At 67.2% G+C, this 26,457-nt stretch carries 21 protein-coding genes; 7 read left to right on the forward strand and 14 right to left on the reverse strand.

The features are described 5' to 3' along the window. Positions 1-289: 289 nt before the first annotated feature. Entirely contained in the window at positions 290-520 is a 231-nt protein-coding gene (locus tag AC3AGO_RS10925) for a DUF397 domain-containing protein (protein WP_487819959.1), read from the forward strand. A gap of 246 nt (positions 521-766) precedes the next feature. Here AC3AGO_RS10925 and AC3AGO_RS10930 read toward each other — a convergent pair whose 3' ends face one another. Both AC3AGO_RS10930 and AC3AGO_RS10935 read right to left on the reverse strand, forming a co-directional pair. Beyond that, the gene (locus AC3AGO_RS10930; protein WP_487819960.1) at positions 767-1,063 is read right to left on the reverse strand and encodes a YiaA/YiaB family inner membrane protein; all 297 of its coding nucleotides are present in this window, start codon (positions 1,061-1,063) and stop codon (positions 767-769) included. Positions 1,064-1,306: 243 nt separating this feature from the next. Further along, positions 1,307-1,591 carry a hypothetical protein gene (locus AC3AGO_RS10935; protein WP_487819961.1) on the reverse strand — a complete coding sequence of 95 codons (285 nt, stop codon included), beginning with the start codon at positions 1,589-1,591 and terminating at the stop codon, positions 1,307-1,309. 49 nt (positions 1,592-1,640) lie between these two features. Here AC3AGO_RS10935 and AC3AGO_RS10940 point away from each other — a divergent pair, with 49 nt between their 5' ends. From AC3AGO_RS10940 to AC3AGO_RS10950, 3 genes are read left to right on the forward strand one after another with little or no spacing between them, the layout of a single operon-like run. After that, positions 1,641-1,958, forward strand: coding sequence for a WXG100 family type VII secretion target (locus AC3AGO_RS10940; RefSeq protein ID WP_487819962.1), 318 nt, complete (start codon positions 1,641-1,643; stop codon positions 1,956-1,958). A gap of 54 nt (positions 1,959-2,012) precedes the next feature. Beyond that, entirely contained in the window at positions 2,013-2,711 is a 699-nt protein-coding gene (locus AC3AGO_RS10945) for a hypothetical protein (protein WP_487819963.1), read from the forward strand. An 18-nt stretch (positions 2,712-2,729) separates the two neighbouring features. Further along, the gene (locus tag AC3AGO_RS10950) at positions 2,730-3,101 is read left to right on the forward strand and encodes a hypothetical protein (RefSeq protein ID WP_487819964.1); all 372 of its coding nucleotides are present in this window, start codon (positions 2,730-2,732) and stop codon (positions 3,099-3,101) included. A 30-nt stretch (positions 3,102-3,131) separates the two neighbouring features. Here the strand turns inward: AC3AGO_RS10950 and AC3AGO_RS10955 are convergent, their stop codons facing one another. From AC3AGO_RS10955 to eccB, 11 genes are all read right to left on the reverse strand, one after another. After that, positions 3,132-5,183 carry a protein kinase domain-containing protein gene (locus AC3AGO_RS10955; RefSeq protein ID WP_487819965.1) on the reverse strand — a complete coding sequence of 684 codons (2,052 nt, stop codon included), beginning with the start codon at positions 5,181-5,183 and terminating at the stop codon, positions 3,132-3,134. Between the two features lie 57 nt (positions 5,184-5,240). Continuing rightward, positions 5,241-7,433: a protein kinase domain-containing protein gene (locus AC3AGO_RS10960; RefSeq protein WP_487819966.1), complete on the reverse strand. Its 2,193-nt coding sequence runs from the start codon at positions 7,431-7,433 to the stop codon at positions 5,241-5,243. A gap of 5 nt (positions 7,434-7,438) precedes the next feature. Beyond that, positions 7,439-9,523, reverse strand: a complete 2,085-nt coding sequence (locus tag AC3AGO_RS10965) for an outer membrane protein assembly factor BamB family protein (RefSeq protein WP_487819967.1) — start codon at positions 9,521-9,523, stop codon at positions 7,439-7,441. 79 nt (positions 9,524-9,602) lie between these two features. Further along, positions 9,603-11,075 carry an outer membrane protein assembly factor BamB family protein gene (locus tag AC3AGO_RS10970; RefSeq protein ID WP_487819968.1) on the reverse strand — a complete coding sequence of 491 codons (1,473 nt, stop codon included), beginning with the start codon at positions 11,073-11,075 and terminating at the stop codon, positions 9,603-9,605. A 1,049-nt stretch (positions 11,076-12,124) separates the two neighbouring features. Beyond that, positions 12,125-12,409 carry a WXG100 family type VII secretion target gene (locus AC3AGO_RS10975; RefSeq protein ID WP_487819969.1) on the reverse strand — a complete coding sequence of 95 codons (285 nt, stop codon included), beginning with the start codon at positions 12,407-12,409 and terminating at the stop codon, positions 12,125-12,127. A 57-nt stretch (positions 12,410-12,466) separates the two neighbouring features. Then, positions 12,467-12,853, reverse strand: a complete 387-nt coding sequence (locus AC3AGO_RS10980; RefSeq protein ID WP_487819970.1) for a WXG100 family type VII secretion target — start codon at positions 12,851-12,853, stop codon at positions 12,467-12,469. Between the two features lie 60 nt (positions 12,854-12,913). Next, positions 12,914-14,170 carry a S8 family serine peptidase gene (locus AC3AGO_RS10985; RefSeq protein WP_487819971.1) on the reverse strand — a complete coding sequence of 419 codons (1,257 nt, stop codon included), beginning with the start codon at positions 14,168-14,170 and terminating at the stop codon, positions 12,914-12,916. Between the two features lie 18 nt (positions 14,171-14,188). Continuing rightward, a complete protein-coding gene (locus AC3AGO_RS10990; RefSeq protein ID WP_487819972.1) occupies positions 14,189-15,982 on the reverse strand; it encodes a WXG100 family type VII secretion target in 1,794 nt (597 codons plus the stop codon). Between the two features lie 21 nt (positions 15,983-16,003). Beyond that, positions 16,004-16,456, reverse strand: coding sequence for a DUF2563 family protein (locus tag AC3AGO_RS10995; RefSeq protein WP_487819973.1), 453 nt, complete (start codon positions 16,454-16,456; stop codon positions 16,004-16,006). 311 nt (positions 16,457-16,767) lie between these two features. Continuing rightward, positions 16,768-18,051, reverse strand: a complete 1,284-nt coding sequence (mycP, locus tag AC3AGO_RS11000) for a type VII secretion-associated serine protease mycosin (protein WP_487819974.1) — start codon at positions 18,049-18,051, stop codon at positions 16,768-16,770. A gap of 21 nt (positions 18,052-18,072) precedes the next feature. Next, entirely contained in the window at positions 18,073-19,599 is a 1,527-nt protein-coding gene (gene eccB, locus AC3AGO_RS11005) for a type VII secretion protein EccB (RefSeq protein ID WP_487819975.1), read from the reverse strand. A 188-nt stretch (positions 19,600-19,787) separates the two neighbouring features. Between eccB and eccE the strand changes: the two genes are divergently transcribed. The 3 genes from eccE (at position 19,788) to AC3AGO_RS11020 (ending at position 25,191) form a co-directional block, all read left to right on the forward strand. Continuing rightward, entirely contained in the window at positions 19,788-21,119 is a 1,332-nt protein-coding gene (eccE, locus tag AC3AGO_RS11010; RefSeq protein ID WP_487819976.1) for a type VII secretion protein EccE, read from the forward strand. Continuing rightward, positions 21,119-21,829, forward strand: a complete 711-nt coding sequence (locus AC3AGO_RS11015; RefSeq protein WP_487819977.1) for a hypothetical protein — start codon at positions 21,119-21,121, stop codon at positions 21,827-21,829. Before eccE ends, AC3AGO_RS11015 begins: the two co-directional genes overlap by 1 nt. 314 nt (positions 21,830-22,143) lie before the next feature. Beyond that, entirely contained in the window at positions 22,144-25,191 is a 3,048-nt protein-coding gene (locus AC3AGO_RS11020) for an SCO5717 family growth-regulating ATPase (protein ID WP_487819978.1), read from the forward strand. A gap of 257 nt (positions 25,192-25,448) precedes the next feature. On the opposite strand, the gene AC3AGO_RS11025 is transcribed toward AC3AGO_RS11020, so the two are convergent. Next, entirely contained in the window at positions 25,449-26,396 is a 948-nt protein-coding gene (locus AC3AGO_RS11025) for a bifunctional riboflavin kinase/FAD synthetase (protein WP_487819979.1), read from the reverse strand. Between the last annotated feature and the right edge of the window lie 61 nt (positions 26,397-26,457).

Here is a 26,457-nt window from a genome sequence, read left to right on the forward strand (position 1 = left end):
TTTCATGAGGAGTTGTCGCCTCGTGAGCCCGGGCCCCGGTTGCTTGTGGGGGCGTGGCGTGGGGGCTTCTGGTGGGGTGCCCGCCGCCCGGCGCCGTCAGCGGTGTGGAAGACGGGCTGAGCGGATCCCGGCTGACGTCGCGTGAGGCGAAAGGCGCCTGTCGGGGGTGGTTCGTTACGTAGCCTGGTGCACGGCCCTTTCGGCTTCGGGAACCGCGGAGGGGGACTGTGGCGACCGTCGACAGCGGGTCGTCACTTCAGAGCGTCATCGCGAAAGGGAAGAGCGCCACATGGGGACGCAGCAGGAGAAGGACGAGCTGTACGCGATGGACATCTCCCGGGCGATCTGGCAGAGCGCGCCGGGCGGTCCGGAAGAGGAGAAGGTCGAGGTCGCCTACCTCGAAGGCGGCGCGGTGGCCATGCGGAACTCGAAGGACCCGGACACCGTGCTGCGGTACACCGCTGCGGAATGGCGCGCGTTCGTACTGGGGGCCCGGGACGGGGAGTTCGACCTAGAGTGAGGGCGGGGCGAGGGCTGCGGGGATGCGCCGTACGTCGGCGTCACGTTCGGGCGTCACGGCGTCATCCCTGCGCGTGACGCCTCGCGTTGCCCCGGAGCTCTGTGCAGGACGGGGCTCGCTTGTGGCGCGGGCCCCCCTCATGCGTGGGTCTGCCTTTGTGTGCGGGCCACTCCGGGACAGCGGCGGACCCGTGCCCGACCGCGGAGTTGCGGGGTGGCCCAGCGCGCGGTGAGGTCCGGCGCCCCGTCAGAACTTGCCGGGCTCGAAGGGGTCCTGGTCCGTCAGCAGCTTGTCGATGCGGGCCTTGTCGACCTTGTTGGTGACCTCCTCCGACTCCTGCCTGTCCCGCACGCACTTGGCAAGCGTGAAGGTCGACGAGACGAGGAAGACCAGCCCGAGCCCGAGGAACCCACGCTCCCACTGACCAACGGGAAGACGCACGATGCCGATGAGCATCGCGATCAGTGCCAGCCCGAAGGCGATGGCTGACTGTACGAAGAAGGCAACGGTGGTGGGCCGTTGGATGGTCGGCGTCGATGACATGCCACCACGCTTCCACCCCTGACGGGTCCCCGCATGGGTGGCGGGGCCTGTCTCGTATGGGTACGCGTACTCACCTCACGCGGTTGAGCGAGTGTGGACCGCATCATGGCCCCTCACGCACCCCGCCATGTCCGCCTCCGTCGACGCTTCAGCCGGCCTCAGCGCGCTTCACGAGATGGTGTTCATTCTCTTGCGCACTGGATCCTCGAAAGAGGGAGCCGACAAGACTCACCGGCCCGTGAGTCACAGCGCCAACCTCCCCAACAGAAGCGCCACGAGGATCAGAGCCAATGCCGACAAGCCATATTTCCGGCGCCACTTCTTCCATGCCCCCACTCCGAACACCGCAGCACATGTGGATACCAACGCAGTCACGAGTCCAGCGGGAACAAATGACCCCTGGGACAGAGTGACGAAAATGGCCAGCCAGAAGTAGACAGCGAACATGCACGAAACGATGGCCATGGCAATACAGAAGCCGCGGTCTCCGACCGAGAGTTGCCGATTTTCTGAGTTGTGGATGCTCATAGGACGCATGCTATAAGTACCGCACACCTTGAACGGCCAGGAGACTCGGATGACACTTCGGGTAACTCAGCAAGACCTCGACGACTTCGGACACATGGTCGCACGCGCAGCAGAAGACTCCACTGCCGCGAAGCGCTATCTCGCCCAGCAGGCCGAGATCGGGACCACGTCCCAAGGCGTGTTCCTCTCAGTGTTCCAGGCACACGACGACCTTCTTCCGAAGGTGGAGTCTCTCTTCCAGAAGCTGCACAGGGTCCTCGAAGGTTCGTCAGAGGAGCTGGGAAGAGTGGCCACGTACTACAGGGAGACCGACTTCCGTCAAGCCGAGCGCTTCGATACCACTCTTCCGCGTACAAAGCGGTGCTGAGATTGATTGCGAACCTCCGTGGGATTCACAGACGTTGTACAGCCGACCTCACACTTGACCGCTCCGCAACAACCCGCAGAGTGGTCAAGCCCATTCAAACTGCTCAACGAACTCGGTGACCTCATCAGCCCGAGCTACTGGGTCAACGAAATCATCGACATGGCATTCGGATTCAACCCGAAAGACAAGGCTCAGGAGTACCTGGCGGGCGACTGGGAAGCCTACGCAAAGTGCGGCGAGGTCTGGAGTAATCTCGGGATGCTCTGCGCAGACATTGGCCGCAACATCGAGGCGGGTAACAGCGCCCTGGACAGCACGTGGGAAGGAAACGCTGCCGACGCCGCCTTCGTCTACTTCAAAACCATCGCGGAAAAGTGCGACGACTTGCAGTCCGAACTGGACTCGCTGAAAGGGCAGTACGACACCATCTCCCGTGCGGTGTGGGCTGCAGGGCAGGCCGTCGGAACGCTCATCAGTCAAATCGGTGACATGGCTGCGATCGCGGCGACCTACGCAGCTGCCGGGACACTCCTGTCATGGACCGGTTGGGGAGCAGCAGTCGGGTACGGGGCCGCAGCCATCCAGATCGCCCGGATGATCGAGCTGTGGGGAGAGGTCACCAAGCAGGTGAACAACGCCCAGCTACTGGCCCAGGCCGCAGTTGCTCTCATTGCCGGCGCCGGCGGCAGTATCGCCACCAAGTTCGCCGATTTCCCGCTTCCGGGGAACGCGTACAACAGTCCAGCAGTCTGAGATTCCGGGCAGAGCCATATGAATCAGCACCACGAAAACGTCTACGCAGACGTGGGTGACGAAGAATTCCTGCCTCTCGTTCAGGGGGACCAGGCCGAGGCCCGGATACTCCGCAAGCACTTGCAGCAGCTTGCTGATGGCGGCGCAGGCACGGTGCTCCGGGAGATGTCCAGAGAGATCCTCGCCGGGCGCATCAGCGTACGCGAGGCGATCTGCGTCCCCGCCTACGCTGAGGCCCTCGGCGAACGCACGAGAACTTTCCGGGAGGATTGGGAACGTACTTCTCCGGCGGAGCGGGCTGCGCATGAGGAGAGTGCTCGGGTGTTTCTGGAGGCGCAGCGGGTGGAGATCGAGGAGGAGGGGCGGGGCCCGCAGGGCGGGAGAGCGTGAGGGGCGCCCTCCCTCACGCGGCTCGCGGCGTCAGAAGACCGGCATCGCCGTCAACTCTCCGCCGCGTAGCAGGAAGAGCCGGTTACCGGCGGCCGACATCGTCTGTTTGACCGCCTGGCCGGCCCCGTACGTCCACGCGTTGGTGCCGTTGTCCGTGCGGACGGTTGTCACGCCGCTTGCTCCGGTGGCGTCGAGGGGTATCCAGATGCTGTGCCCCTGCGCAATGGGCGGGTCATCGGGCGGGCCTTCGCCCGGCAACGGGTACACCCATGCCTGTTCGCCGTCGTTCAGTGAATGGCGGCGCAGTTCCAGGCCGTCAGCCGCGTAAACCGCGTTCCCGAGTACGGCAGGTGCCGTCCAGCCGGCTGCGTCAGCGGGGTGTGACCATTTGACCTTGCCGTCGGACAGTCGCAAGGCGGCGAGACTCTTGCCGCCCAGATAGACAGTTTCACCGGCGATGCAGGGCACGAGGGGCTTGCGGCTTTGTCCCTTGCGCGCGGGCCATGCAGGTTTGCCTGTCGCGGTGTTGAGCCCGACGACCATGCCTTCCGCCCCGCTGATGACCAGTCGTCCGGCGCCTACTGCTGCTTCGGCGAGCGCCTTGGGCGTCGAACGGACAGGAGACGGAACGGTCCAACGGGGCTTGCGGGACTCGAATTCCAGGGCGCGCAGAGGGCCTTGGCGGGTCAGGTAGTACACCGCCGACTCGTCCGCGGCCAACAGGAGGGACACGTCTGCGTCCGGTGCGGACCACAGCTGTTTGCCCTGGTCCTGCGGGTCCAGTCCGTACAGTGCGCCCTTGTCGTCGGCTGCCAGGACGAGTTCGTCTGTGGGAGCGAGGTAACGGGCAGAGTGCTGGAGGTTCGCGCGCGACCAGCGGCGCTTGCCGTCGGTCACCCCGTACGCACGCAGACCGCCGTCCGGCGCACCGACGAGCACGGTGTCGTACACCGGCATCGGGGCTCGCGACTTGGGGTCGGCTGCAGAAGAGACCGGACCCCAGAGGGGTTGCGGCGGGTTGCCCTGTGACTTGGGCACCGGCAACAGTTTTGCCCGCCACGCGTCGGACGGGTCGCTGCCGTCTAGCCACCACCACGCCCCCGTACCTGCGGCAGCCACCACAGCCGCGCCGCCCGCGGCGAACAGGGACAGGACACGGCGTCTGCCGGGACGAGGGGCCTGCGTGTCGTCGCCGGGGAAGGTGGCGAGACGACGGGCCTGCTCTTCTCGGGAGGCGATGTCCGCCGCCAACGGGCCCTCACGCCAGGCGAGTTCCGCCTTGCGGGGCGGGGCGAGCGCCTGCGCGACCTGTTCGGGACGGGGACGGTGGGCCGGGTCCTTGGCGAGGCAGGGGGCGATGAGGGGGCGGAGGTCGTGGGGGACGCGTTCGAGGTTGGGTTCGCCGTGTACGACCTCGTACTGGACGGCCGCGACGTGCCCACCCTCGTACGCGCGCTGCCCGCTCGCGGCGAAGGCCAGGACGGCGCCCAGGGAGAACACGTCGCCGGCCGGCCCGACTCGATGACCGAGCACCTGCTCCGGGGCCCCGTACCCCGGGGTGACCGGGATCTGGCCAGTTGAGGTGAGCGTCATGCCGTGTTCGGGCCGGGCGATGCCGAAGTCGATGATGCGGGGACCGGACGTCGTGAGCACGATGTTGGCCGGCTTGAGGTCGCGGTGCACGAGGCCCGTCGCGTGGATGTCGGCCAGCGTGCCGGCGACCGCGGCGCCGATCGCGCGCAGTCCTGCGTCACCGAACGCGCCGTAGCGTTGCACCGCGTCATCCAGGGTCGGCCCGGCCAGGAACTCCGCGGCGATCCACGGGCGACCGCCCTCCGTATGAGCTCCCAGGATGCGGGCAACGCCCTTGCTCTGCACCGACTGTGCGGCCTCGGCCTCCCGTACGAACCGGCGCGCCATCTCCGCGTCGTGCGCCATCTCGGGGCGCAGCACCTTGACCGCGGCAGTCCCGCCACTGTTGTCCCGGCCCAGATACACCTGCCCCATGCCGCCCGCGCCCAGCACACCGAGCAGACGGTACGGGCCGAGCCGGAGAGGATCACCGGGACCTAGCGGCTTCATGGGTGGGGACTCCTGGAGGGGGTGGGTTGCGTGCGGACGGCGGCGAGTGCGGGTGGACTATTCGAGGGGGATGGCGGCGGCCTTGGACTCGTTCATCATCACGATGCTCTGAGTACGCGGATCCACAACGACGCTGGGCGCGCTGGAACTTCCGTTCGGCTCGTTGTAGACCCACGCGGAAGTGTGCGTCCTCAGGTCCACTGCGGAGATCCAGCGCTGGCTGTCGACCACCACGTAGACGTACTTCTTTCCGATGATGGGAGGGCTGCCGAATTTGGGGGCCATGCCCGTCGACTTCTCCTCCCATCTGAGCTTTCCGTTAGCGGCATCCAACGCTACAAGGCCGTTCCCCTCCGCTACATACAGAACGCGTCCCTTGAGGGAAGGTGGCCCGTAGCGCCTCGTCTGGTCGTCCGAGTCGTGCCCCTTCTCAGTTCGTCTGCCGAACCGCCAGTCGATGCCCCCGTCTTCGAGCCGGACTGCCAGAACATCCTTTGAACCGACGTATATATGGCTTCCCGATACGGCGACTTGCGCGGCAGACATCTGCTCGGCTCGTTCGAACTTCTCCTTCGGCAACTTCTCGTCCCACAACAGTTTTCCTGACTGCACATCGTAGGCCGCAGCCCGGTCATCCTCGACTAGTAGAAAGCGGCGCCCTGCGGCTACTCCAGCCATTCCGGTGCCGCCCATCCTGGAATTCCAGCCCTTGACGCTGCGCTTCCAGTTCACCTTTCCGGATTTCCGGTCGAGTTGCAGGAGTTTCCAACCGTGATTGCGTTTGGTCGCCTTGTCGGGCACGACTGGAGCCATGACATAGATCGAACTCGAAGTTGCCGTCAGCACCTTCGCATCGAGTGAAGAGAAGTCCTTGGCCTGCGCTACAACAGAGCCCAGCCCTCCAGTCCTGAGATTGACCTCCGCCAGGGCGAGCAGGCTTTCCTGGTCCTGGCGCGCTGCGAAGAGTTGCCGGCCATCGCTCGCAACGTGTTCCTGGGAAGCTATATCGGACGACTCCCAGAGGCGTTCGCCGGACTTGGTATCGAGCGCGAACAGGCTGCCATTGCTCACGGCGACCACATTGGAACCGGCGACAAGAGGAGGGTTGAGTGCACTCACGTCTGACACCGGGGACTGCCAACGTGCCTTCGGCGGGACGTTCCTGGGCCGCGCACCGGGGGCTGTGGGGCGGTTGTCGGTTCCGCCTTCCCCTTCTTCGGTGTAGGCCCATGTGCCGAAGCCGGCTGCAGCGACGGTGAGCGCGCCTCCCCCAGCGCTGGCCAGCACAGTGCGACGAGAAAGGTGCCGCTTCTCTTCTCTCGGGAAACCCGTATCCGGCTCTTCAGAGGGTGCCGACAAGCGTTGTGGGGCTGGTTCCCACACATCGAGACACCGCTGTGCGATATCGGCGAGCACCACGTCAGGGAGGTGGTCGGCGAACTCCCCCCGGCCGTCGTGAAGTAGATCGCGAAGTTCCTCGACACCCGGCCGCAGCTCCGGGGCTTTTGCCAGGCACCGTTCGAGTACAGAGCGAAGGTCCGCGTTGATTCCGGTGAGATCCGGCTCCGCGAAACGTACTCGGTACAGCAGGTCTGCTGTCTGACCCGATCCGAACGGACCGTGCTCCGTCAATGCGAACGTCAGCACACCGGCGAGTGCGAACACGTCCCCGGCTGGGGGGTGTTCCATTCCCGTGGCCTGCTCGGGCGACATGAACGCCGGGGTCCCGGCGGCCGTCCCAGTCTGCGTCAGCCGGTCGTCTCCGATCGCCCGGGCGATACCGAAGTCGATAAGTTTGGGGCCGAAGGCAGTCAGGAGAATGTTGGACGGCTTGAGGTCTCGGTGCACCACGTCTGACTGGTGAAGCCGGGCAAGAGCGTCACACAGCGCGGCTCCCAGGGCCCGTACGCTTCTCTCCGGCAGGGGGCCCGCGAGCGCCACGGCATCGTCCAGGGCGGGCCCGAGAACGTACTCGGTCGCCAGCCACGGGGTATCCGCCATGGGGTCGGCGTCGACGACCGTTGCGCCGTAGCGGCCGCCGATGACGCGGGCAGCGTCCACTTCCAGGCGAAAACGGGTACGGAATTCCGGATCCGCGGCGATGCGGGGGTGCATCGTCTTGAGAGCCACGGTGCGGCCTCCCGCTGACCGACCGAGATACACCGTCCCCATGCCTCCGCTTCCGAGGCGCGTCAGTAGCCGGTAGCGACCGAGCAGTTGGGGGTCGTCGTGTGTCAGAGGAGAGGTCATGATGTTCAGTCCACCGGGAGGGCGTAGACGTATTCGTTGTTCTGTACCAACGCCAGGCCCTTGGCCTGCCCCACGACCATGCCCGCGTATCCCTTGCGTTTCGGATCGCTGACAGGCGTGAAATGCCAGAGCGGTCGGCCGCTCTCTGCTTCGTAGGCATCCACTGCGGCGGCATTACAGGCGAGGACTGTGCGGCCGGACGTGCTCAGCGCTGTGGGTGGAAGGGCGTAGTACGTCGTTGTCTGGTAGGTGCTCTGAACCTTCCACTTCGTGGCCCCGTCCTTGCCACTCAGCGCATACGTGACGGCACCACTGTCCGTTGCGAAAACAGTGCTGGAGCGCGACACAGCTGCCCCGAACGTATCGGCGTCCGCAGACACCTTCCATGCCGGCGCACTGCTCTGCGGGCGGAACGCCCGGAGTTCCTTGCCCACCGTTCCCACGAGAAGGTCTCCAGCCGGGGCCAGCGGCGTCTCTTGACTGCCGTTCATCCCCGGGTATTTCCGGGACCACAGGCGCTTCCCGTCACGCGAGGCGTCGAAAGCGGAGTACGTTCCTCCCTTACCGGGGAGGATCACAGTCTTGCGGCTGATGATCGGCTGACCGTCGCCCGGCTCGTCCACTGATCTTCTCCACCGGTGCTGTCCCGTGGCGATGTCGTAGGCCACCAACTCATAGCGGTCCGCGCCAGATCCGCCCCGTTTGGCGATGAACAGGAACTTGCCGTCCACCAGACCCACAGGTGAAAAGAACTCGAGATCACTGCCGACGCGATAGTCCTCTGCCGTCCATTTCACCTCACCAGTGTCCGCAGCGACTGCGCTGAAGGGCTTACCCGGCATGAGGATGAGGCCCTTCCCCAGGTCGTGCATGGCGCCGACCACGGGCATCTTGTCGAAGGACCAGCGCTTACTGCCCGTGCGGAGATCCAGTGCCACCGCGCCGTGCCGAGTGGGGAACATGACGATTCTGTTCCTCCACACCAGAGCCGGGTTGAATTCCGCTCGCCGGTAACTCGGCAGCTCGTGCCACCATTTCGGCTGGGGAGCGGTTCCGGGGACGTCGGCCCGTCGAGGCTTGCGTGAGGCCGGCTCATCTTCTCCCGATGTGGCGTAGGCCGCGGCGCCTCCGATCGAGAGGCCGGCCAACCCGGCAGCGCCACTCACCAACACTGCGCGGCGGGTCAACGGGCCGGCCTCACGGGGCGATGCCGGAACATCAGTGGCGGGTTCGCCGGAGATCGCCGCCTGCTCCGCCTCACGCGCGCTTGTCCACGACTGCTGCTCGGCGATGGCCTGCAGCACGGAAGGGGGCAGCCAGTTCCGGATGCCCCCAGTTCTCAACTGTGCCGCGACAGTGGCTGCTTGGGGCCGGTGGTCCGGATTCGACGCGATGCAGGCATCGATGACACCTCGCAGTACGTCGTGGGCTCCACCGGCTGTAGGGTGCTCCGTTTCTGTGGCGGCAAAGGCGAGCAGATGTCCGAGGGACTGAATGTCGTCGGCAGGTGTCTGCCCCTGTTGCAGGCCACCGTCACCAATTGCACTGCCACGCTGCGGCATTGCGGACTGTCGCCATTCCTGTCCTGATTCCTGTCCCGACGTGATCCGACCGGACCCGAACCCGAGGAGACGCGGAGCGTCTGCGGCGAGCACTACGTTGGCGGGGAGAACCCCTGAGTGCACGAGCCCACTTGCGTGAGCTCCCGCCAGCACATCAGCCAGGAAGCTGCCCAATACGCACACGGTCTCCGCCGGCAGGGAGCCGCCGTTCGCCGTGACTGCCGCCCGCAGCGGAACGGCAGGCACGTAGTGCAATGCGACCCAGGCGGGTACGGCATGGGGCGGCGAGACATCCAGAACAGGGGGCGCTGCCACGCCGGGAAGTCGCCGGGACTTCTCACCTTCCGCGCGGAAGCGGATGCAGAAGCTTGCGTCTGCTGCCAGTGCTCCGGACGGTACGGAGAGCATCAGCGTACGGGCGGGTCCTCTGGTGTCCATCGCGAGGTAGTGCTCAACGCTCGCAGATGCGGCTTCGTCGCCCAGGGACGCGATGATGCGGTACGGACCGACTGCTTGCGGCAGTCCCATGTTCCCCCTCGTTCCTGGGCAGTCGTCTGCGTACTGGGCGAAGCCTACTGACAAGCTGTCGAGTCGATTCGGCGAGGCTCTACGCCACCGGCAGGGCGTACAGCCTGTTCTTCGACAGAACGGTCATCACTCCATCGCCGAAAGACACCAGGCGCGTGAAAGGCTCGAGGGCTCGTCCTGTGGAACCGTCCACATCGGAGAAGCGCCACAGTGGCTTCCCGTTCGTGGCGTCGAGCGCGACGACCTCGAACGCGTTGACAACGGCAATCGTCCTTCCAGACGGCGAAACGTAGGTGTGCGCTCCCAAAGTTTCCTGCAACAACAGGCCGGGATCGCTACGCCATTTGACCTTTCCGCTGCCCGCGTCGACGGCCGTGACTGTCGACAGCCCATCAGCCGCGTAGGCCGTGGCGCCATGCACTGCGGGGACACCGAACCCTTGGGCCTTCCCGTGGACTTTGAGCTTCCAGCGCTCATGTCCACTCGGCACGTCAACAGCACGGAGCGAGTCTCCGACAGTGGCCACTACGTTGCCCCCGGGGAGACGTACGAAGTCGGAATCCATCGAGATCCCAGGGAGCTTCTTCGCCCAGAGTTCCTTGCCGTCCTTGATGCGGAGCGCGACGAACTGCCGTGCGGAATCCGGCCCTTGAGTACCGGTGCCGCCCAACCAGCCGTCTGCTGACTGGGCCAGGATCGCATGATCACCCTGGCGAAGCATTCGAGCCTCTGGACTGCCGAGCTCCTTCTGCACGCCTCCTGACCATCCAGTCCGAGGTAGCTTCGTCCGCCAAAGCTCCTTCCGCCCGCGCGGGTCGTAGGCCGCAACGAAGTCGTCATCCTCGTGGGTCAAGAGCAACCACAGGGCTCCGCCTTGCGCGCCCAGGATCTGTTGCACTTCGGTCGATACTTTGTCGTACTTCGACTCGCGCCACTTCACCTGACCGGTTCTCGCCGAGAGGAAGTTCAAGGGCCCGGCGCCGCTCTCGACGGCGAGGACCCCATCACCTGCATCAGCCATGGACTTGAGCGAGACATCATTCGCCGTCCAGAGCTTCCTTCCGGTTCGCATGTCCAGGCCGACAGTCCCTGTGTTCTCACGTACAACGGCGATCCTGTCCCGCCAGATATAAGGGGCGTAGGAAGAATCGTCCGACTGGATCGCAAAGGACCATCGGGGACGGGGCGCTACTCCACGCATGGTTGCGTATTCGGGCTTCGGAGTCTCCTCACCGATTCCGGCTACCTTGACGCCGCCGAAGCCCAGTGCTGCTCCCAAACCTCCGAAGGCCACACCGCCGACGAGAAGCCGACGCGAAGTAGCCTTGTCCGCCGGTACTGTTCGCGTCTCTGACGGCTGGAGTCCGGACTCCGACGGATTCTTTCCGTCCGCCACTGGACCATCGAAGCCAGGTGGACGGAGGTACTCGTCAGCAGGCTCACGCATCTCACTGACGTCAGCTTCCGCTGCCAATGTCTCTGCTGCCTGTTTCGCGATCGCGGCAATGACGCGTCCCGGGAGCCATCCTGGACTCAGCAGGCTCTGTGCCACGCTCGCAGCACTGTCCACCTGGGTCGGCCATGGTCCACTGTACGGAGCTGACTCCGAACGCGACGAGGGAGAATTGGCGTGCCCCGTACTACCTTCAGTCAACTGAAGGAGAAGCGCCGGGAGTTGAGGGCGCAAGGCAGGGTCCCGGGCCAGGCATGCCAAGACAACGTCACGCAAGTCCCCGGGGAGTTCACTGCGTTCCGGGGTCAAATACCCGGTTGCCGCATACGCCATCACCACACCCAGCGCATAGATGTCACCGAGTGGCCGCGGCCGGCCGCCCAGCAACTGTTCTGGAGCAACACTCTCCGGGAGGATTCCCGGCGCTTCGGACCGGTCCTGCCCGTCTGAGCCGGCCGCGCGCACTGCACCGAAGCCAGTCAACCGCGGCCCGTCGCCTGTGAGGAGCACCGTCATGGGACTGATGCCTGCGTGGGCGAATCCGGCTGTGTGCAGACAGCCGACCGATTCAGCCAAGGCTGCACCTAGCGCACGTACGGTGCGCGAAGGCAGCGGACCCCCATGCGCGGCCAATGCCTCCGGCAACGACAAGGCCGGCACGTAGGCGGTCGCGTACCACGGTTCGCGTTCTTCAGCAGCGAGTTCGGTGACGGGCGCGATCCACGCCGTCCGAGCCCCGGCTCCGCCTGCCAGACGGTGCGCCTGCGCTGCTTCCGCAAGGAAGCGGGTCACGAAGGCTGAATCGGCAGCAAGCTCCGACTGCGGGACAGTCACAAGTGCCGTGTGTCCACTTGAGGTCGCACGTGCGAGAAACCGCTGCTCTGGAGAGGGGAAACCTCGGAACGGATCATCCAACCGTCCGATGGTCCGGTATGGACCCAGAAATCTTGGATCCCCCTTGTCCAGAGTCTGCATATCTTCTCCAGCGCCTCTCGCGGAGCGAGAGGGATCATCTCCATGTCATCAGCGGCCCGTTCAGAACGCGTTACCCCACGCGAATGGCAATGGCAACTGCTGGCAGCGCCACAACACACAGAGGTGGGCGCCTCCCGCGCACGCCCACCTCTATGCTTGCCTTCGCGGCGCACTCAGAACATGCCTGCGGCCTTCTTGTCCGTGGCCGAGTAGTCTCCGCTGGCCACGCGGATCTCTGCCGCGATGTTCATCAGCAGGTTCTGCATGTGGTCGGCCTTCTGGTCCCAGGTGTGCTGCGCCTGGTCGTAAGTCTGCTTCGCCTCACCCTCCCAGACCTCCGAAACGCTCTTGACCGCTTGCTGGATCTCTTCCAGGTCAGCGCGGAGTGCCTTGGCCTGCGTCTGAATGTCATCCGCCGCCGACTGGAGGGCAGCGTAAGTTACCTTCATCTCACTCATGTGAGCTCCTCGTTCGTCGCTTATTCGCGTGAGAGATCTGAGGAAGCACCCCAGGAATCACATCTGGCTCAGCTTTGAGCCATACGCATTCGCCACCGACCCCTGCTGGGTGTCCGGCCCACCGCCCGACGCCAGACCGCCACCAGCCTCCAGCCTGTTCATGCGCTGCGCGACGTCATCTTCCGTGTTTCCTGACAACGTGCGCGTGTCGTGGATGGAGTCCGTGAACCCCGAGAGGATCCGCCCCAGCGCGTGGAGGTCATCGTTGATCTGGCGCTGCTTCTGGTTGAAGGCGCCGGCGCCGATGCCCTTCCAGCCCCCCTCGACGCTGTCGATCACGCCGTTGAGCTTGTCGACCTGGCTCCGGATGGACTGGAACTTGTGCTTCAGGTGATCCTCAAGTTGCTTGAGTTTTTCGTCTGAAAGCCTCTGCTGACCTGCCACTGTTCTCTCCCTCGTTGTTGTGAGTTCCCGCCCCTTTGAGGGGCGTTGGGCTGTCTGGCTTCAGTTCCGGCGGAGCCGGACGAGGGCGAAGGCACCTGCGCCGATCACGACGATTGCCGCGACCACGCCCCCCGTGATGACCCAAAGCTTGTTGTTGTCCTGGGACTTGGAGTCTGCCAGCTGGGCCTTGCCCGCCGCATTGTTCTTTTCCGAATCCGCACCGGACTGTGAAGAACCCGACGGGGCGGAGGACTTGGAGTCCTTCACGGGCTCGACCCGCTTATTGGTGAGCGGGCTCAATGTTGCGTCACCGGGCTTGCCCTGGCCCTCGACCAAGTTCATGCGGGGGCGGACTTCGCCGCGGCCGATGTACTTGCTGGTGTTGTCGTTCTTTGCCGCGCGGCCAGCCGTGTCGAACATGACGCGCAACACCTGGTTGGCCGTCCAGTCAGGGTGCTTGGACCAGATCAGCGCGGCAGATCCAGAAGCAACTGCGGTCGCAGCACTGGTACCGCCGTCACCGCCGCAATAGCGCTTTTGCCCCTTGCCGCAGTATTTCGGCACGTCGCTTCCAGGCGCGGCGAGGTCAACTTGGGCTCCATAGGAGGAGTAATCCGACACATCACCGGCCTCATTCGTGGAGCCCACGCCGACGACCGGGCTGTATCGCGCCGGGAAACTGTGAAGGTTGGCTCCCTTGGCATCGTTCCCTGCGCTGGCGAGGAGCAACTTTCCCTTCTTCTCGGCATAATCGACGGCTGATTCAAGGGCGGGTGTCGAGTATTGCGAGCCGAAGGACATATTGATGATCTTCGCATCGCTATCGGCCGCTTCCCGAATAGCGTCCTCGGCGCTGTCACCCTTCTTGGGATCGCCGACGCCCTTAAGGCCAATCTTGAAGGGGATGACTTTGGAGCCTGGGGCCAGACCCTTCAGACCCCCGCCTTTCCCGGTCCCAGAGATAAGCTCAGCCATGGTTGTGCCGTGGCCAAGCGGATCGTCATTGACGTCACCCGAAGCCCCAGAAAAGTCCTTGCCGGGGAGTACTTGGCCGCCCAACGAGGGTGTCGACGAGTTCACGCCGGAGTCGATCACAGCGACCTTTACGCCCTTGCCCGTGCCCTTCTGCCATACCTTGTCCATCTGCATGGCATCCAGGTACCACTGCTCTTGCTGGACATCTGCGGCGAGGGCGCCCGGGGCCGCCCCGGTGAGGACCACCGTCCAAGCGCCTGCGGCGGCAAGAGCGGAAAGCGCTCTTCGCCGCCCCCGGCGCGGGGACGTCTTCTTTTCGCCTCGGCTGATCGCTGCCGTCATCGCTGTACTCACCTGGGGCTACTCGATTACTGGAGGAACGGTGCGAGACCGCCCCCGCGTCCATGTCTCTTCTTCTTCGGTCAAGTAGTCAGGACGTTGACCGCTTTCGCGTTCATCATCCTGTCCCGCAGGCTGCGTACCGCGTACCAAGCCTGCCCCTCCAGCCGTGAATGCACGGCCTGAGCGCTGCTGACCCGCGCTGTCGGGCCGAGGAGTGCCGACCACACCGCCAGGCCCAGCCGCAGCCGGACGACGAGCGGCGTTGTTCGGTGCCCCCGCGTCCGTGCCGATGACCCCGCTCCGGGGTCCGAGGCCGGCAGTCGGCGTACGACCAGGAGTCTTCTGTTCCGTTCCCACCACAGTCCCCCGCGGGATACGCGGGGGACTCGCCTGCGTAGTCCCCCGGTTGGGGGTTCCACCGACGACACCGTCCGCGCGGCCAGCAGTACGGGGCGAGCCCGTCGGCCCCGTTGCACGAACCGGGTTCTGCCCGGGACTGGTCCCCGGTCCTGTCGGGCGGCCCGCCATGCCAGGCGACTGACCCATCGCACCGGAAGGACGTCCTGTCGCCCCCGGCGCCTGGCCAGGCCCCGTGGGACGTCCGGTGATTCCAGGCGTCTGGCCCGTACCTGACGGACGACCGGCGATGCCGGGGCTCTGCCCAGGACCCGTCGGGCGGCCCATGGGGCCTGTCGCGCCGGGGCGCCCTGTGCTGCCGGGCATCTGGCCAGTGCCACCCGCACGACCAACAGGTCCTCGCGGCTGGGTTCCTGCCGTGCGGGGTGTGCCTGCCGTGCCGCTGGGTCCCTTGCCGCCCTGGGGTGCAAGCGGGTTGATCACCCCAGGAACGTTCGGCTGCGCGCCTCCCGACGGGTTGGACTGAGCGGGAGACGGAGTGTGCGTACTTGGGTCTGCAGGCGCGATCGGAGGCGCGACGCTGTCGAGGCCTGTGCTCACGCGGCCGTCCGGAATGTTCGGCGATCCCTGAGTCCCTCTGTCAGGCGCGGCAGGTGTCTGATCTGTCCCGCCACCAGTCGGCGGCACGACAGCATTGGCATCGCCTCCGCCACTGCCCCCGTCACCGGTTTCCCTCGGGGCCGTCGGCGGCGCCGGCGGCATCCCGACATCCGGCATCGCCTTGAATGTCGGCGGCTCGGAGCGCGACATGTTCTCGTGCGACACCTGGTAGTACGACCCCAACCGGTTCATCTGGTTGATGGCCTCTTGGCGGTTCTTCTCTACCTTGCGCGCTTCGACGTAGTCCTTGTTGCCGTCATGGCGATCCGATTGCGGGAATTCATCCGGCGTCCGCTGATCCACGCGCGTGTCTCGCTCCGGCATGCCTCCCTTGACCATGGACAGGCCCTCGCCCGCCGCTTTGATCTGGGTGGCCGCGTCCTCCGAGTACGTGGCGAGGTGGCGCGTGTCCTTGACGAGGTTCTTGCCCCAGTTGCGGAAGGCGTCCCCCGACTCGCCCTCCCAGTCGACGCGTTCGATGTTGCCGTCGAGCTCGCTCGCCGCGCGCCGTATCGCCGTGGCCGCGTCCCACAGGTCGTCGCCCGCGTGCGACAGCTCGTGCGGTTTGGCCTGATCGACGAGGTCGCGCAGCTCGTTGAGCTTTCGGGCGTCGAAGTTCGTCTTGCCGAGGTTGGCGTCACCACTGCCGAAGAAGGGCATGGCGCCGCTCTGGAACACCCGCCGCAGGTCGGTGTAGACCAGCTGCTGACCGACATTCGGCTGGTCAGGACGCTCCGGCTTGTCGCCGCCGTTCCCCTGTTGGCCCTGCTGCTGACCCTGTTGTCCGTTGCCCATCGCTGTTGCCCCTCCCCCCGGCTAGCGGACGACCTTCTTGTCGGTGGCGGTGTGCTTCGGCGTGCCCGCCTTTTCCTCTTCCGCGGCCAGTTCGCGGTCCTTCGTCCGCCCCTGGATCTCCCAGAACCGCCGCTTCACATCGTCCTCAAGATTGTCGAAGCCCACGTCCGCGCCGTGCACCGCGATCTGCATGGCCTCGATCTGGTCCTTGAGCGTCTGCGAGAGCTGGGTGAGCTCTTTGTGGACGCGGTTGTACTGGGTGTAGAGCCCGTCCGCCTCGGCAAAACCGCCTGATCCCCCGAAAGAAGCGCGGGAGACGCGCTGCTCGGAAACCTTCGAGCGTGAAGCCTTGGAATCCTCGAGGTCCTGCAGAACCCCGTCCACACGCTTCTTGAAAGTCTTGAGCGCCTCTGCTCCCCGCTTCAGGTCTTTAGACCCCCCGTTGCCCACGACCGCATCCTCCGCCCGTTTCACATCCGCCCGCTGCTGGCATCTCGGTCCTTCGTGATGCCTATGACGACTAGTGACACTCTAGCCACTGGGTACGACAGCACCAACCGCGTAGTGACGCAGGCGACTTGCCCTGTCACGCGCCACGCCTGGAAAGGGAGCGGCACGACTCGTTGTCAAGGCCCGGTGCGCAACAGACAGGAACCAGCCTGTCGGCGGCAGGGTGGCTTCCGCGTCCACGGCATTCCGGACGGCGTACGAAGGGTCCGGAGTGTCCTTGTTCGGGCCTCAGTTGTGAGGATCCTGTGCCGATTGCGCCTCTGTACCGGAATCGCTCATTCCGCCGAAACGCCACGCCCTGTGCGGCGTCGCCAGTCCCGGTACACGAGTGCGCCGCCGCCGATCATCGCTGCCAGCGTTCCGCCGCCCACGACCGCGTACGTGCCGATGCGTTCGTTGCGTTCCTGTTCCGTCTCGCCGAGCGTCAGTTTTGCCGGGGACGGGGCTTTCGCGTGCGGCAGGCCCACGTCGGCGTGTGGCTTGTCGATCGGCTTCTCGTCCTCCGTCAACGCGCGAAGCGGGTCGACGACGCCCCATCCGACACGGCTGTCCTTGCCCGCCATGGACCGTTCGGCAGTCTGCTGCAGCTGTGCGACGACCTGATCCTGTCGCCAGTCCGGGTGCTTGGCTCGTACGAGTGCTGCGACGCCGGCGACGTAAGGCGCCGAGAAGCTGGTGCCGTTGTCGGGGCAGTGACCGCCCTTGGGCACGGTCGACACCATGTCGACGCCGGGTGCCGCGATGCCGACGAAGTCGCCGGACTGTGAGAAGGGTGCCCGTTCGTTGTTGCGGTCCGAGGCGGCGACCGCCAGGACACCGGGGTACGAGGCGGGGAAGGTCTGTTTCACCTTGCCGCCCAGTCCGTCGTTGCCGGACGAGGCGACCACGACCACATTCCCGTCGATGGCGTTCTGGACAGCCACTTCGAGTGCGGAGTTCTTCTCGAGCGCCTGCGCCGTGTCCTGCGAGATGTTGATGACGTCCGCGCCGGCCTTGACCGCGTAGTTGATGGAGTTCGCGAGAGTCGCGGCGGTGCCGCTGCCGCTCGCGTCGTTCTGGGCGATCGGAATGATGGTCGACTCGGGAGCGAGTCCGACGAAGCCCGTCGTGCTGCTCGGCCGGGCGGCGATGATGCCCGCGACCTTGGTGCCGTGTCCCACGGAGTCCGAGGTCGCGTTCTCCTTGCCGCGTGGGGCGGCCTGCCCGTACTTGTCCTTCTTGGGCTTCTTCGGCAGGAAGTTCTTGCCCTTGCCGGCCTCGACGGCGCCCTTCAGCTGAGGGTTCTTCACATCCACGCCGGTGTCGATGACGGCGACCTTGATGCTCTGGCCGTTCGCCTTCGCCCCCTTGCTCTGTTCCCACAGCTGATCGAGCATCACGCGCTGCAGGGACCAGGGGCGGCCCTTGTACGGCTTCGACGGAAACGTGCACTGTCCGGTGCCCTCAGCGGCGGCGGGCGGCGCGGACACGAAGGTCAGTCCGGTGGCTGACAGCACTGTCGCCGCGGTGAGCGCCAGTCCTCTGCGGACACTCGTACGACTGGTGAAGCGGCGGAACATGGTGAGGTCCTCCCCCGGAACTCAGGAACCCTGCGGCTGCTTGGCGTCCCCGGCCGACAGCCGGGGGCCGGTCGGCAGGTACTGCGCCCAGTTGTACGGGACTGCAGTCGGCGCGACCTTCTCGTACCCGAGCCGCATCTGCGCTTGCTTGCCGTCCTGCATCTGTTCCTGTGGGGACTTCTTGTCACCGTCGGCACCGATGCCCGACTGCTTGCCGGAGGCGCTGTCGTCGTTGGACTGCATCGCGTACCGCAGGCCGTTGTCGGTCGCCAGATAGACGCCGCCGGACTTCGTGTTGGTGCCCTGGAACTGGCGGAACAGCTGTCCGGAGCCGGGCGTGACGTACGCACTGGACGAACCGGCCGGCAGAGGCGCGGGGAAGCTCTTGCCGACCCATGTGCTCAGCGTCGTCCCGCCCTTGCCGTTCACGTGACGGAGCACATTGCAGGACGTGTTGCGGCCGCTGTCCGGTGCGGCGGAGTTCTGGACGCGCGCAGTCTCGTGCGGCCAGCGCCGACTGTTGTCGCCGAAGTACTGCTGCGCCGGGTCGATCGCCGACAGAGTGACAGGCTTCGCTTTACCGGCCTGTCCCAGCTTGACCGCCTCCGGCCGGTCCAGCAGCAGTTTGGCCATGAAGTCGGTGACCGGCATGACGGCGTTCTGTGTCACGACGTACTGCTGTGTTCCGCTGCCGGAGTGGGCGCTGAGTACGGTCCCCACCTTCAGGGATTCACCGCCTGCGGAGCCCGGTACTTTCGAGGTGGTGCCCGTGCCGGTCACCTCCGGGAAGGTGATCTCCCCTCCGGTGTGCAGGGTGTTCAGCCACTGCGTCGAGACCGACTGGGGCTTCCTGTCGCCGGCGATCGAACGGGCGAGCTTCAGGTTCTCGGCCAGGGGGTACTTCGTGCCCGTCTTGTCCACGACGTACCGGCTGTTGTCCGTCCCCTGTACGTAGGCGAGTTCTCCGCCCTTGAGCCGGTACTTGCCCTCGACGCGCTTCATGTCGCGCTCGCCGAACACGAAGGCGGCCTTCTGTGACGACCTGCCGCCCTGGCTCGGCCGCTCGCACACCGCCCAGCGCTTCTGTGCGCCCGCCTCGCCGGGGTCGGGCAGTCTGTCGGGGGCGTAGGGGATGCCGAGTGTGGCGCCGTGCGGCAGCTTGCCGCTGTCCAGCACCTTCTCGTCGATCTTGGTGACCTTCCCGCCGCTCTTCGGGTCGAGCAGGAGCCGTGCGGAGGCGTAGTTGAGAACGGGGTGCAGCTGTTCCTTGCCGTCGGTCTTCAACACCACGTAGCGGGTCGTGGACTTGCTGCCGACGAGCACCTGCTGTTCGGGCTTGTCCCATTCGGGCGGCGCCGCGGGCTGGAACATGCCCCAGGCGCCGAACCCGGCCATGATGACGGCACCGATGATCACACCGGGTACGACGGCGCGCAGCGGCCGCGGGGCCCCTTCTTCCGTCCCCGAGGGGGACGGCTGCAGGAACTGCGCCACCAGTCGCTTCTTCGCGAAGGTGTAGGCGTTGAGCTCGTCCCGCCGTGATGCCATGAGTGAAGTGCCTCTCCCCGCAGTCCCGTTCCCTGGCGCACAGGCTGACACCGTATGTGGTGCCGGCCGGCGGACCGGACCCCTACTATGCCGGTTGACGATCCCCTTCCGCCGCTCCGGTAGGGTGATCGCCCGGTCAACACCCTGGACCTCTGGGGTGAATTCGGACATGAGGGGGCTTAACGGGGATGGGAACTGCCACTCGCGCCCGGGGTTCTGCTGCCCGTTCGCAGGGCCGGCGGGCGGGCGGTTCCGATCGTACGGCTGTGGCTGCCGCACAGCCGCGCACTCCCGCGGCGACCGTTCTGCGTACCGAATCACTGACCACACGGCTCGGACCGTTCCAGTTGCAACAGCTTGTACTGATCGAGCTGGCGCTGGCCGTCCTGATCGTCGCCGCCGCGGTGGACAAACTGTTGCTGGTCCCGGCGATGGTGGTCGCCGTCGTCCTGGTGCTGTTCGCGGTGATGCGGCGGCACCAGCGGTCGATCCGCGACTGGCTGTCGACCGTTCTGGCGCTCCGGGCCCGCAGGCGGCTGGCCGCGCAGCCGCTCGCCGAGCAGGTGGACGCCAGCCTCGCACCGGCCGCCGAGTGTGTGCCGGGCCTCCGTCCGTACGCCTTCCTGGACCGTGACCGGCGCACCATCGGGATGCTCGGTGACGGCAGTTTCCTCACCGCTGTGGTGCGCGTCGAAGCGGGCGGCGGTGTGCTGCGTCCCGCGTTCGGCGCCCGTGCGCTGCCGCTGGAGCTGCTGCGGGAAGCACTCGAAGTCGACGGCATCGTCCTGGAGTCGGTGCAGCTGGTGCAGCATGTGCAACCGGCTCCCGCCACTCACCTCCCCGAACAGTCGGTGGCTCGCCGCAGTTACGCGCCCCTGCAGGAGCAGACGGGTTCGCCGGCGCTGCGGCTGACATGGGTGGCGTTGAAGCTCGACCCCGAGCTCTGCCAGGAGGCGGTCAAGGCGCGCGGCGGCGGGCTGGAGGGCGCGCAGCGCTGTCTGGTGCGCGCGGCCGACCAGTTGGCCAGCCGGATCACCGGTGCGGGTTTTCGTGCGACTGTGCTCAACGAGGAGGAGCTCATCTCCGCGGTGGCCACCTCCGCCTGTGTGAACCCTCTGGCGACGGCGCGCGCCAGTCAGCCGGACGCGCCGCCCGCGCGGCGTACGCAGGAGACATCGCGCGCGTGGCGGTGCGACGACCGCTGGCACACCACGTACGCGGTCGGTCGCTGGCCCGAGCTGGGCCGTGCGGCGACGCCGCTGCCGCGGCTGGTGTCGCGCCTGACGTCGGTGCCCGCGCTGACCACGACGTTCAGTCTCACGGTGGGCCGTGGCGCCCGCCGCAAGGCGGTCTCGGTCCACGGCCATGTGCGGGTCACGGGCGGTTCGGATGCCGAACTGGACAACGCACGGCGGCATGTGGAGCGCGCTTCCCGGTCGGCGAAGGTCGGCCTCGTACGACTCGACCGCGAGCAGGTGCCCGGCACTCTCGCGACGCTGCCCCTGGGAGGGGTCCGCTGATGGCGAACGGGATGAGCCTGATGCAGGGTCTGCGAGGACCGCGCCGTGCGGGTCACTCGCTGCCCGTCGACCACCTCGGCGCACTGTCTCTGCCCGTCGGTGACGACGGTGTGGTGGTCGGCAACGACGCCGAGGGCCGCCCGCAGATGGTGGGCCTCCACCACCCGGTGCCGTACGACGTGGTGCTGGTCGGTGGCCTGTGGACGGCACAGGTGCTGTCGCTGCGCGCTGCGGGGACCGGCGCGCGCGTGGCGGTCGAGACGGGCCGCGCACACACGTGGACGAACCTCGCGCAGGCTGCGGGCGCCGGACAGGAATGCATCTCGCTGTACGACGTGGGGCGCGTACCGCCGTTGGGCCCGACGGTCGGCAGCCCCGTGCTCGTGGTGCGGGACTGCGGTATGCAGCCGCCGCGGGGACGTGTCGCGTCGTCCGCATGGCAGTCCGTACTGACGCTGCTGCCGTATCTGAGCCCCGTCGCACCGCGGTTGCTGCGCAATTCCGACCTGGTCGGTATTCAGCGCGTATCCCCGGACGAGGCACGGCAGATCGGGCGCGTCATGCAGCTCCCCCAGCAGGACGTCGACACGCTGTCCACGCTGAGCGACGGTGTCACCTTGTGGTGCACCCGGCGGGACCGGCAGTACTCGCTGACTCAGCCGACGGACGCGGAAGCAGGCCTGCTGGGCGCGGCACGACGACTGGACTGAACAGCGGCCCCTCAGGCTGCACAGAGGCTGAACAGAGACCGCACAGTGTGAACCGGCAGCTCCGGAATGCGCCCCGGGGCCGCCGCAGCGTGTACGGAACTCCGGGCCGGCAGGGAGTGTTGGCCCTGTTCGAGGTTGACCGTTCCGCTCGTGGCTTCCGAGACTGAATCGAGACCTTCGGCTGCTTGAGTCAGAAGGGAACGTTCCGCCCCGGGCGTGCGGGCGGGGCCGAGCTGCCGTGCATGGAGTTGTGATGATTAGGCTGGGCCATCGCGCAGCAACCGGGGTGCATGACCACAGCAGCAGGAGGCATTGTGAGCAGCGATCGGGATGACATCCGCCTGAGCGGGTTGGTGCCCGACTCCGATCGGCTCGATGCGGAGACTGAGCCCGAGCACGAGACCGAATCGACGGGCCAGTTCACCATCGACTACACGCCGCCTGCCTGGTACACGCAGGATGCGAACAGCACGGGGGACGCCAACAGCCAGAGCAGCGGGGGCGGTTCCCCCTTCTCGGGTCCGGGGGCACCGCCGCCGCCCGCCCCTGTGCCCCCGCCTCTGCCGGCGCCCGGGGCTGTCGCCCCGCCGCAGAACAGCGGTGGTGCCGACGCACACGGGGACTTCTCGCTGCCCGAGCCCGGCACGTCCGCACCGCGCGACGAGGACACGGCCGACGACAGCTCTGAGCATGCTCGTACGGAGGACTCGGCCGACAGCACGGACGGCGGTTCCACGGCCGGCAAGCCGCCCTCCTTCCCTTCGCTGAAGCAGTACGGCGACGAGGAGCGCGACACCCCGGCGTCCGGTGTCGCGGCGGACGACGACTCCGACAGCGACTCGGAGCAGTCCGGTTCCCCCTCCGGCTCCTCCACGGAGCCCGCAGGCAGCACCGACGACGAAGGTGCCGGGGACCTCGAGGACGGCGCCACCATCAAGTTCTCCGCCGCGTCCCTGCGCCGTGAGCTCGCCGAAATGGCAGCCGAGCGCAAGCGCGAGCAGGAGGAGGCCTCGTCGGCCGACAGCTCGGGTTCTTCGCTCTCCGCCGGCCTCTCCGGAGGGACGGACCCGTCGCAGGGTGACACCTCCGCGGACAAGAACGACGACAGTGCGGCCGGGGCTGCTCCCGCCGCCCCGCCGCAGCAGGCGACGCCCTGGCCGGCCGCTCCCGCGGAGAGCCAGGGTGCGGACGAGTCGACCGAACTGCCGCCGCTTCCCCCGGACTTCCAGCCGGCGTCGAACCCGTCGTCCGGAGCCGCGTGGACCACGGACGCGGGCACGCCGGACGCTCCCGGCGCCCCGTCCCAGGGAGCCGCCCCCTCACAGGCAGCCCCGTCACAAGGGGGCTACGGCTACCCGCAGCAGCCCAACACGCCCTCCCAGGCCCCCACTCCGCCGCCGCAGCAACCGCAGCCGCAGGCACAGCAGGGCCAGCCCGGGCAGCAGGGCCACCCCGCACAGGGCGGTTACGGCTACCCGCAGCAGCCCGCACAGCAGGGTCAGCCGGGCCCGCACAGCGCGCAGCCCCACCAGGGCCAGCCCGGACAGCCCGGCCAGCCCGGACAGCCCGGCCAGCCCGGACAGCCGGGCCAGCAACAGCACCCCCCTCAGGCCCAGCCCCCGCAGGCCCAGCCCCCTCAGCAGCAGCCCCCTCAAAGCGGCTACGGCTACCCCCAGCAGGGCCAGCCCGGAGCTCAGCCCCAGCCCGGACAGCAGCAGCCCCCTCAGCAGCCGCAGCCGGGTCAGCCCTACCCCGGGGCTCCCAACGCGCAGCCGCAGCAGGGCGGTTACGGCTACCCGCAGCAGCCCCACCAGCAACAGCCCCCTCAGCAGCCGAACCAACAGGGCCAGCCCGGACAGCAGCCCAACCCGCAGGGCCAGCCGGGCCCGCACGGTGCGCAGCCCCACCAGGGGCAGCCGGGACAGCCTCCGCAGCAGCCCGCACAGCCGCTCCCCCCTCAGCAGCAGGGCGCACCGGGCGGTTACGGCTACCCGCAGCAGGGCCAGCCGGGCCAGCAGCAGCCCCCGCAGCAGCAGCCCCCTCAGGGCGGCTACGGCTACCCCCCGCAGCAGGGCCAGCCCGGTCAGCAGCAGCCCCCGCAGCAGCCGTACCCGGGCCAGGAGCAGCCGGGTGCCATGCCCGGTCAGATGCAGCCCGGTGAGGATCCGCGCCGGCAGAACCAGGGCGGTTCGCCGCTCGGTTACACGGCGGCGGTCGAGCTGTCGTCGGACCGGCTGGTCAACCAGAAGCGGAAGCCGCGTTCGCAGAACCCGGCGCTGGGCGGCAAGTTCAAGTTCGGTGCGAAGAAGGAGGAGCAGGAGCGCCAGCGGAAGCTCGACCTGATCCGCACGCCGGTGCTGTCCTGCTACCGCATCGCGGTCATCAGCCTCAAGGGCGGCGTCGGCAAGACGACGACCACCACCGCGCTCGGTTCCACGCTGGCCACCGAGCGGCAGGACAAGGTCATCGCGATCGACGCCAACCCGGACGCGGGCACGCTCGGCCGCCGGGTGCGGCGCGAGACGGGTGCGACGATCCGCGACCTGGTGACGGCGATCCCGTACCTGAACAGCTACATGGACATCCGCCGGTTCACCTCGCAGGCCCCGTCCGGTCTGGAGATCCTGGCCAACGACGTCGACCCGGCCGTCTCGACGACCTTCAACGACGACAACTACCGCCAGGTCATCGACATCCTCGGCAAGCAGTACCCGATCATCCTCACCGACTCGGGCACCGGTCTGCTGTACTCGGCGATGCGCGGAGTCCTCGACCTCGCCGACCAGTTGATCATCATCTCCACGCCGTCGGTGGACGGCGCGAGCAGCGCGAGCACCACGCTCGACTGGCTCTCCGCGCACGGCTACGGCGATCTGGTGCAGCGCGCCATCACCGTCATCTCCGGGGTCCGCGAGACCGGCAAGATGATCAAGGTCGAGGACATCGTGTCCCACTTCGAGACGCGCTGCCGCGGCGTGGTGACCATCCCCTTCGACGAGCACCTGTCCGCGGGTGCCGAGCTCGATCTGGACATGATGCGGCCGAAGACCCGTGAGGCGTACTTCAACCTCTCGGCCCTGATCGCGGAGGACTTCAGCCGCGCCCAGCAGGAGCAGGGTCTCTGGTCGGGCAACGGGAACAACCCGCCGCAGCAGACGGCCCCGCCCATGCCGGGCTACCAGCAGCAGCCGGGCCAGCCGGGGCAGCAGCCCTATCCGCCCCAGCAGCCGCAGCAGGCCCCTCCGCAGCAGCCGTACGGACAGCAGCCTCCCCCGCAACAGCCCCCGCAGCAGCCGGGCGGCCAGCCCGGCCAGCAGCCGTACCCGCCGCAGCAGCAGGGCGGCTGGCCGCCCCAACAGTGAGACGTGCCGCCCCTGTTGAGGGGGCGGCACCCTTACGTCCCGCACGCTGCGGGACCGTGCACAGACGGACCACGTACACGCGGACCGACCGGCACACACGTCGACCGCACCACCGTGCACCCGTGTGCACGATCCCGCATGCACAACAGCGAGCCGTGCATGCACAACAGTGAGCCGGTCCGGGCTTCCCGCCCGGACCGGCTCAACTCGTCCTGTGTGCGCTCTTCCTGACGCCCCGGAACCCCTGGGGCCGGGAACTATCCGGCGGCCGACACCAGCGCGCCGGCCTCGGCGACGTCCTGGCCGATCCGCTCCAGCAGCGCGTCGAGCGTGTCGAACTTCTCCTGCCCTCTGATGTAGGCGAGGAAGTCGACGGAGACGTGCATGCCGTACAGGTCGAGGCCGACACGGTCGATGGCGTACGCCTCGACGGTGCGCTCCGTCCCGTCGAACTGCGGGTTGGTGCCGACGGAGATGGCCGCGGGCATGGCCTCGCCCTCGACGTTCAGCCATCCGGCATACACACCGTCCGCGGGGACCGCGGTGTGCGGCAGGGTCTCCACATTGGCCGTGGGGAAGCCCAGTTCGCGGCCGCGCTGCGCACCGCGGACCACGACGCCCTCGACGCGGTGCGGACGTCCGAGGACCTCGCCGACGCCCGTCATGTCGCCGGCGGCGACCAGCCGTCGGGCCAGCGTCGAGGAGAAGGGCTCGCCGTCGCCGGCCTGCCCCCGCTCGTACAGGTCGACCACGATCACGTCGTAGTCGTAGGTCTCGCCCTGTTCGGCGAGGAACGCGACGTCGCCCGCGGCCTTGTGCCCGAAGCGGAAGTTGGGGCCCTCGACGACGCTCTGCGCGTGCAGCTTGTCGACCAGCACCTTGACCACGAAGTCGGCGGGCGACAGCTTGGAGAAGTCCTGGGTGAAGGGCAGCACCAGGACGGCGTCCACGCCCAGCTCGCCCATGAGTTCGGCACGCCGGGGGTGCGGTGCCAGCAGAGGTGGATGGCTGCCTGGTCGTACGACCTCGCTCGGGTGCGGGTCGAACGTGACGACCACTGCGGGTACGCCCAGTTCCCGGGCGCGCTGCACCGTCCTGCCGATGATCAGCTGGTGCCCGCGGTGCACCCCGTCGTACGAGCCGATGGTGACGACGCTGCGCCCCCACCCCTCCGGGATGTCCTCCAAGCCACGCCAGCGCTGCACGTCTGCTCCTCGCCGATGCCGATATTCGCCGGTCCAAGGGTGCCATGCCGTACACACGTGC

Source organism: Streptomyces sp. BL1 (assembly GCF_057628045.1).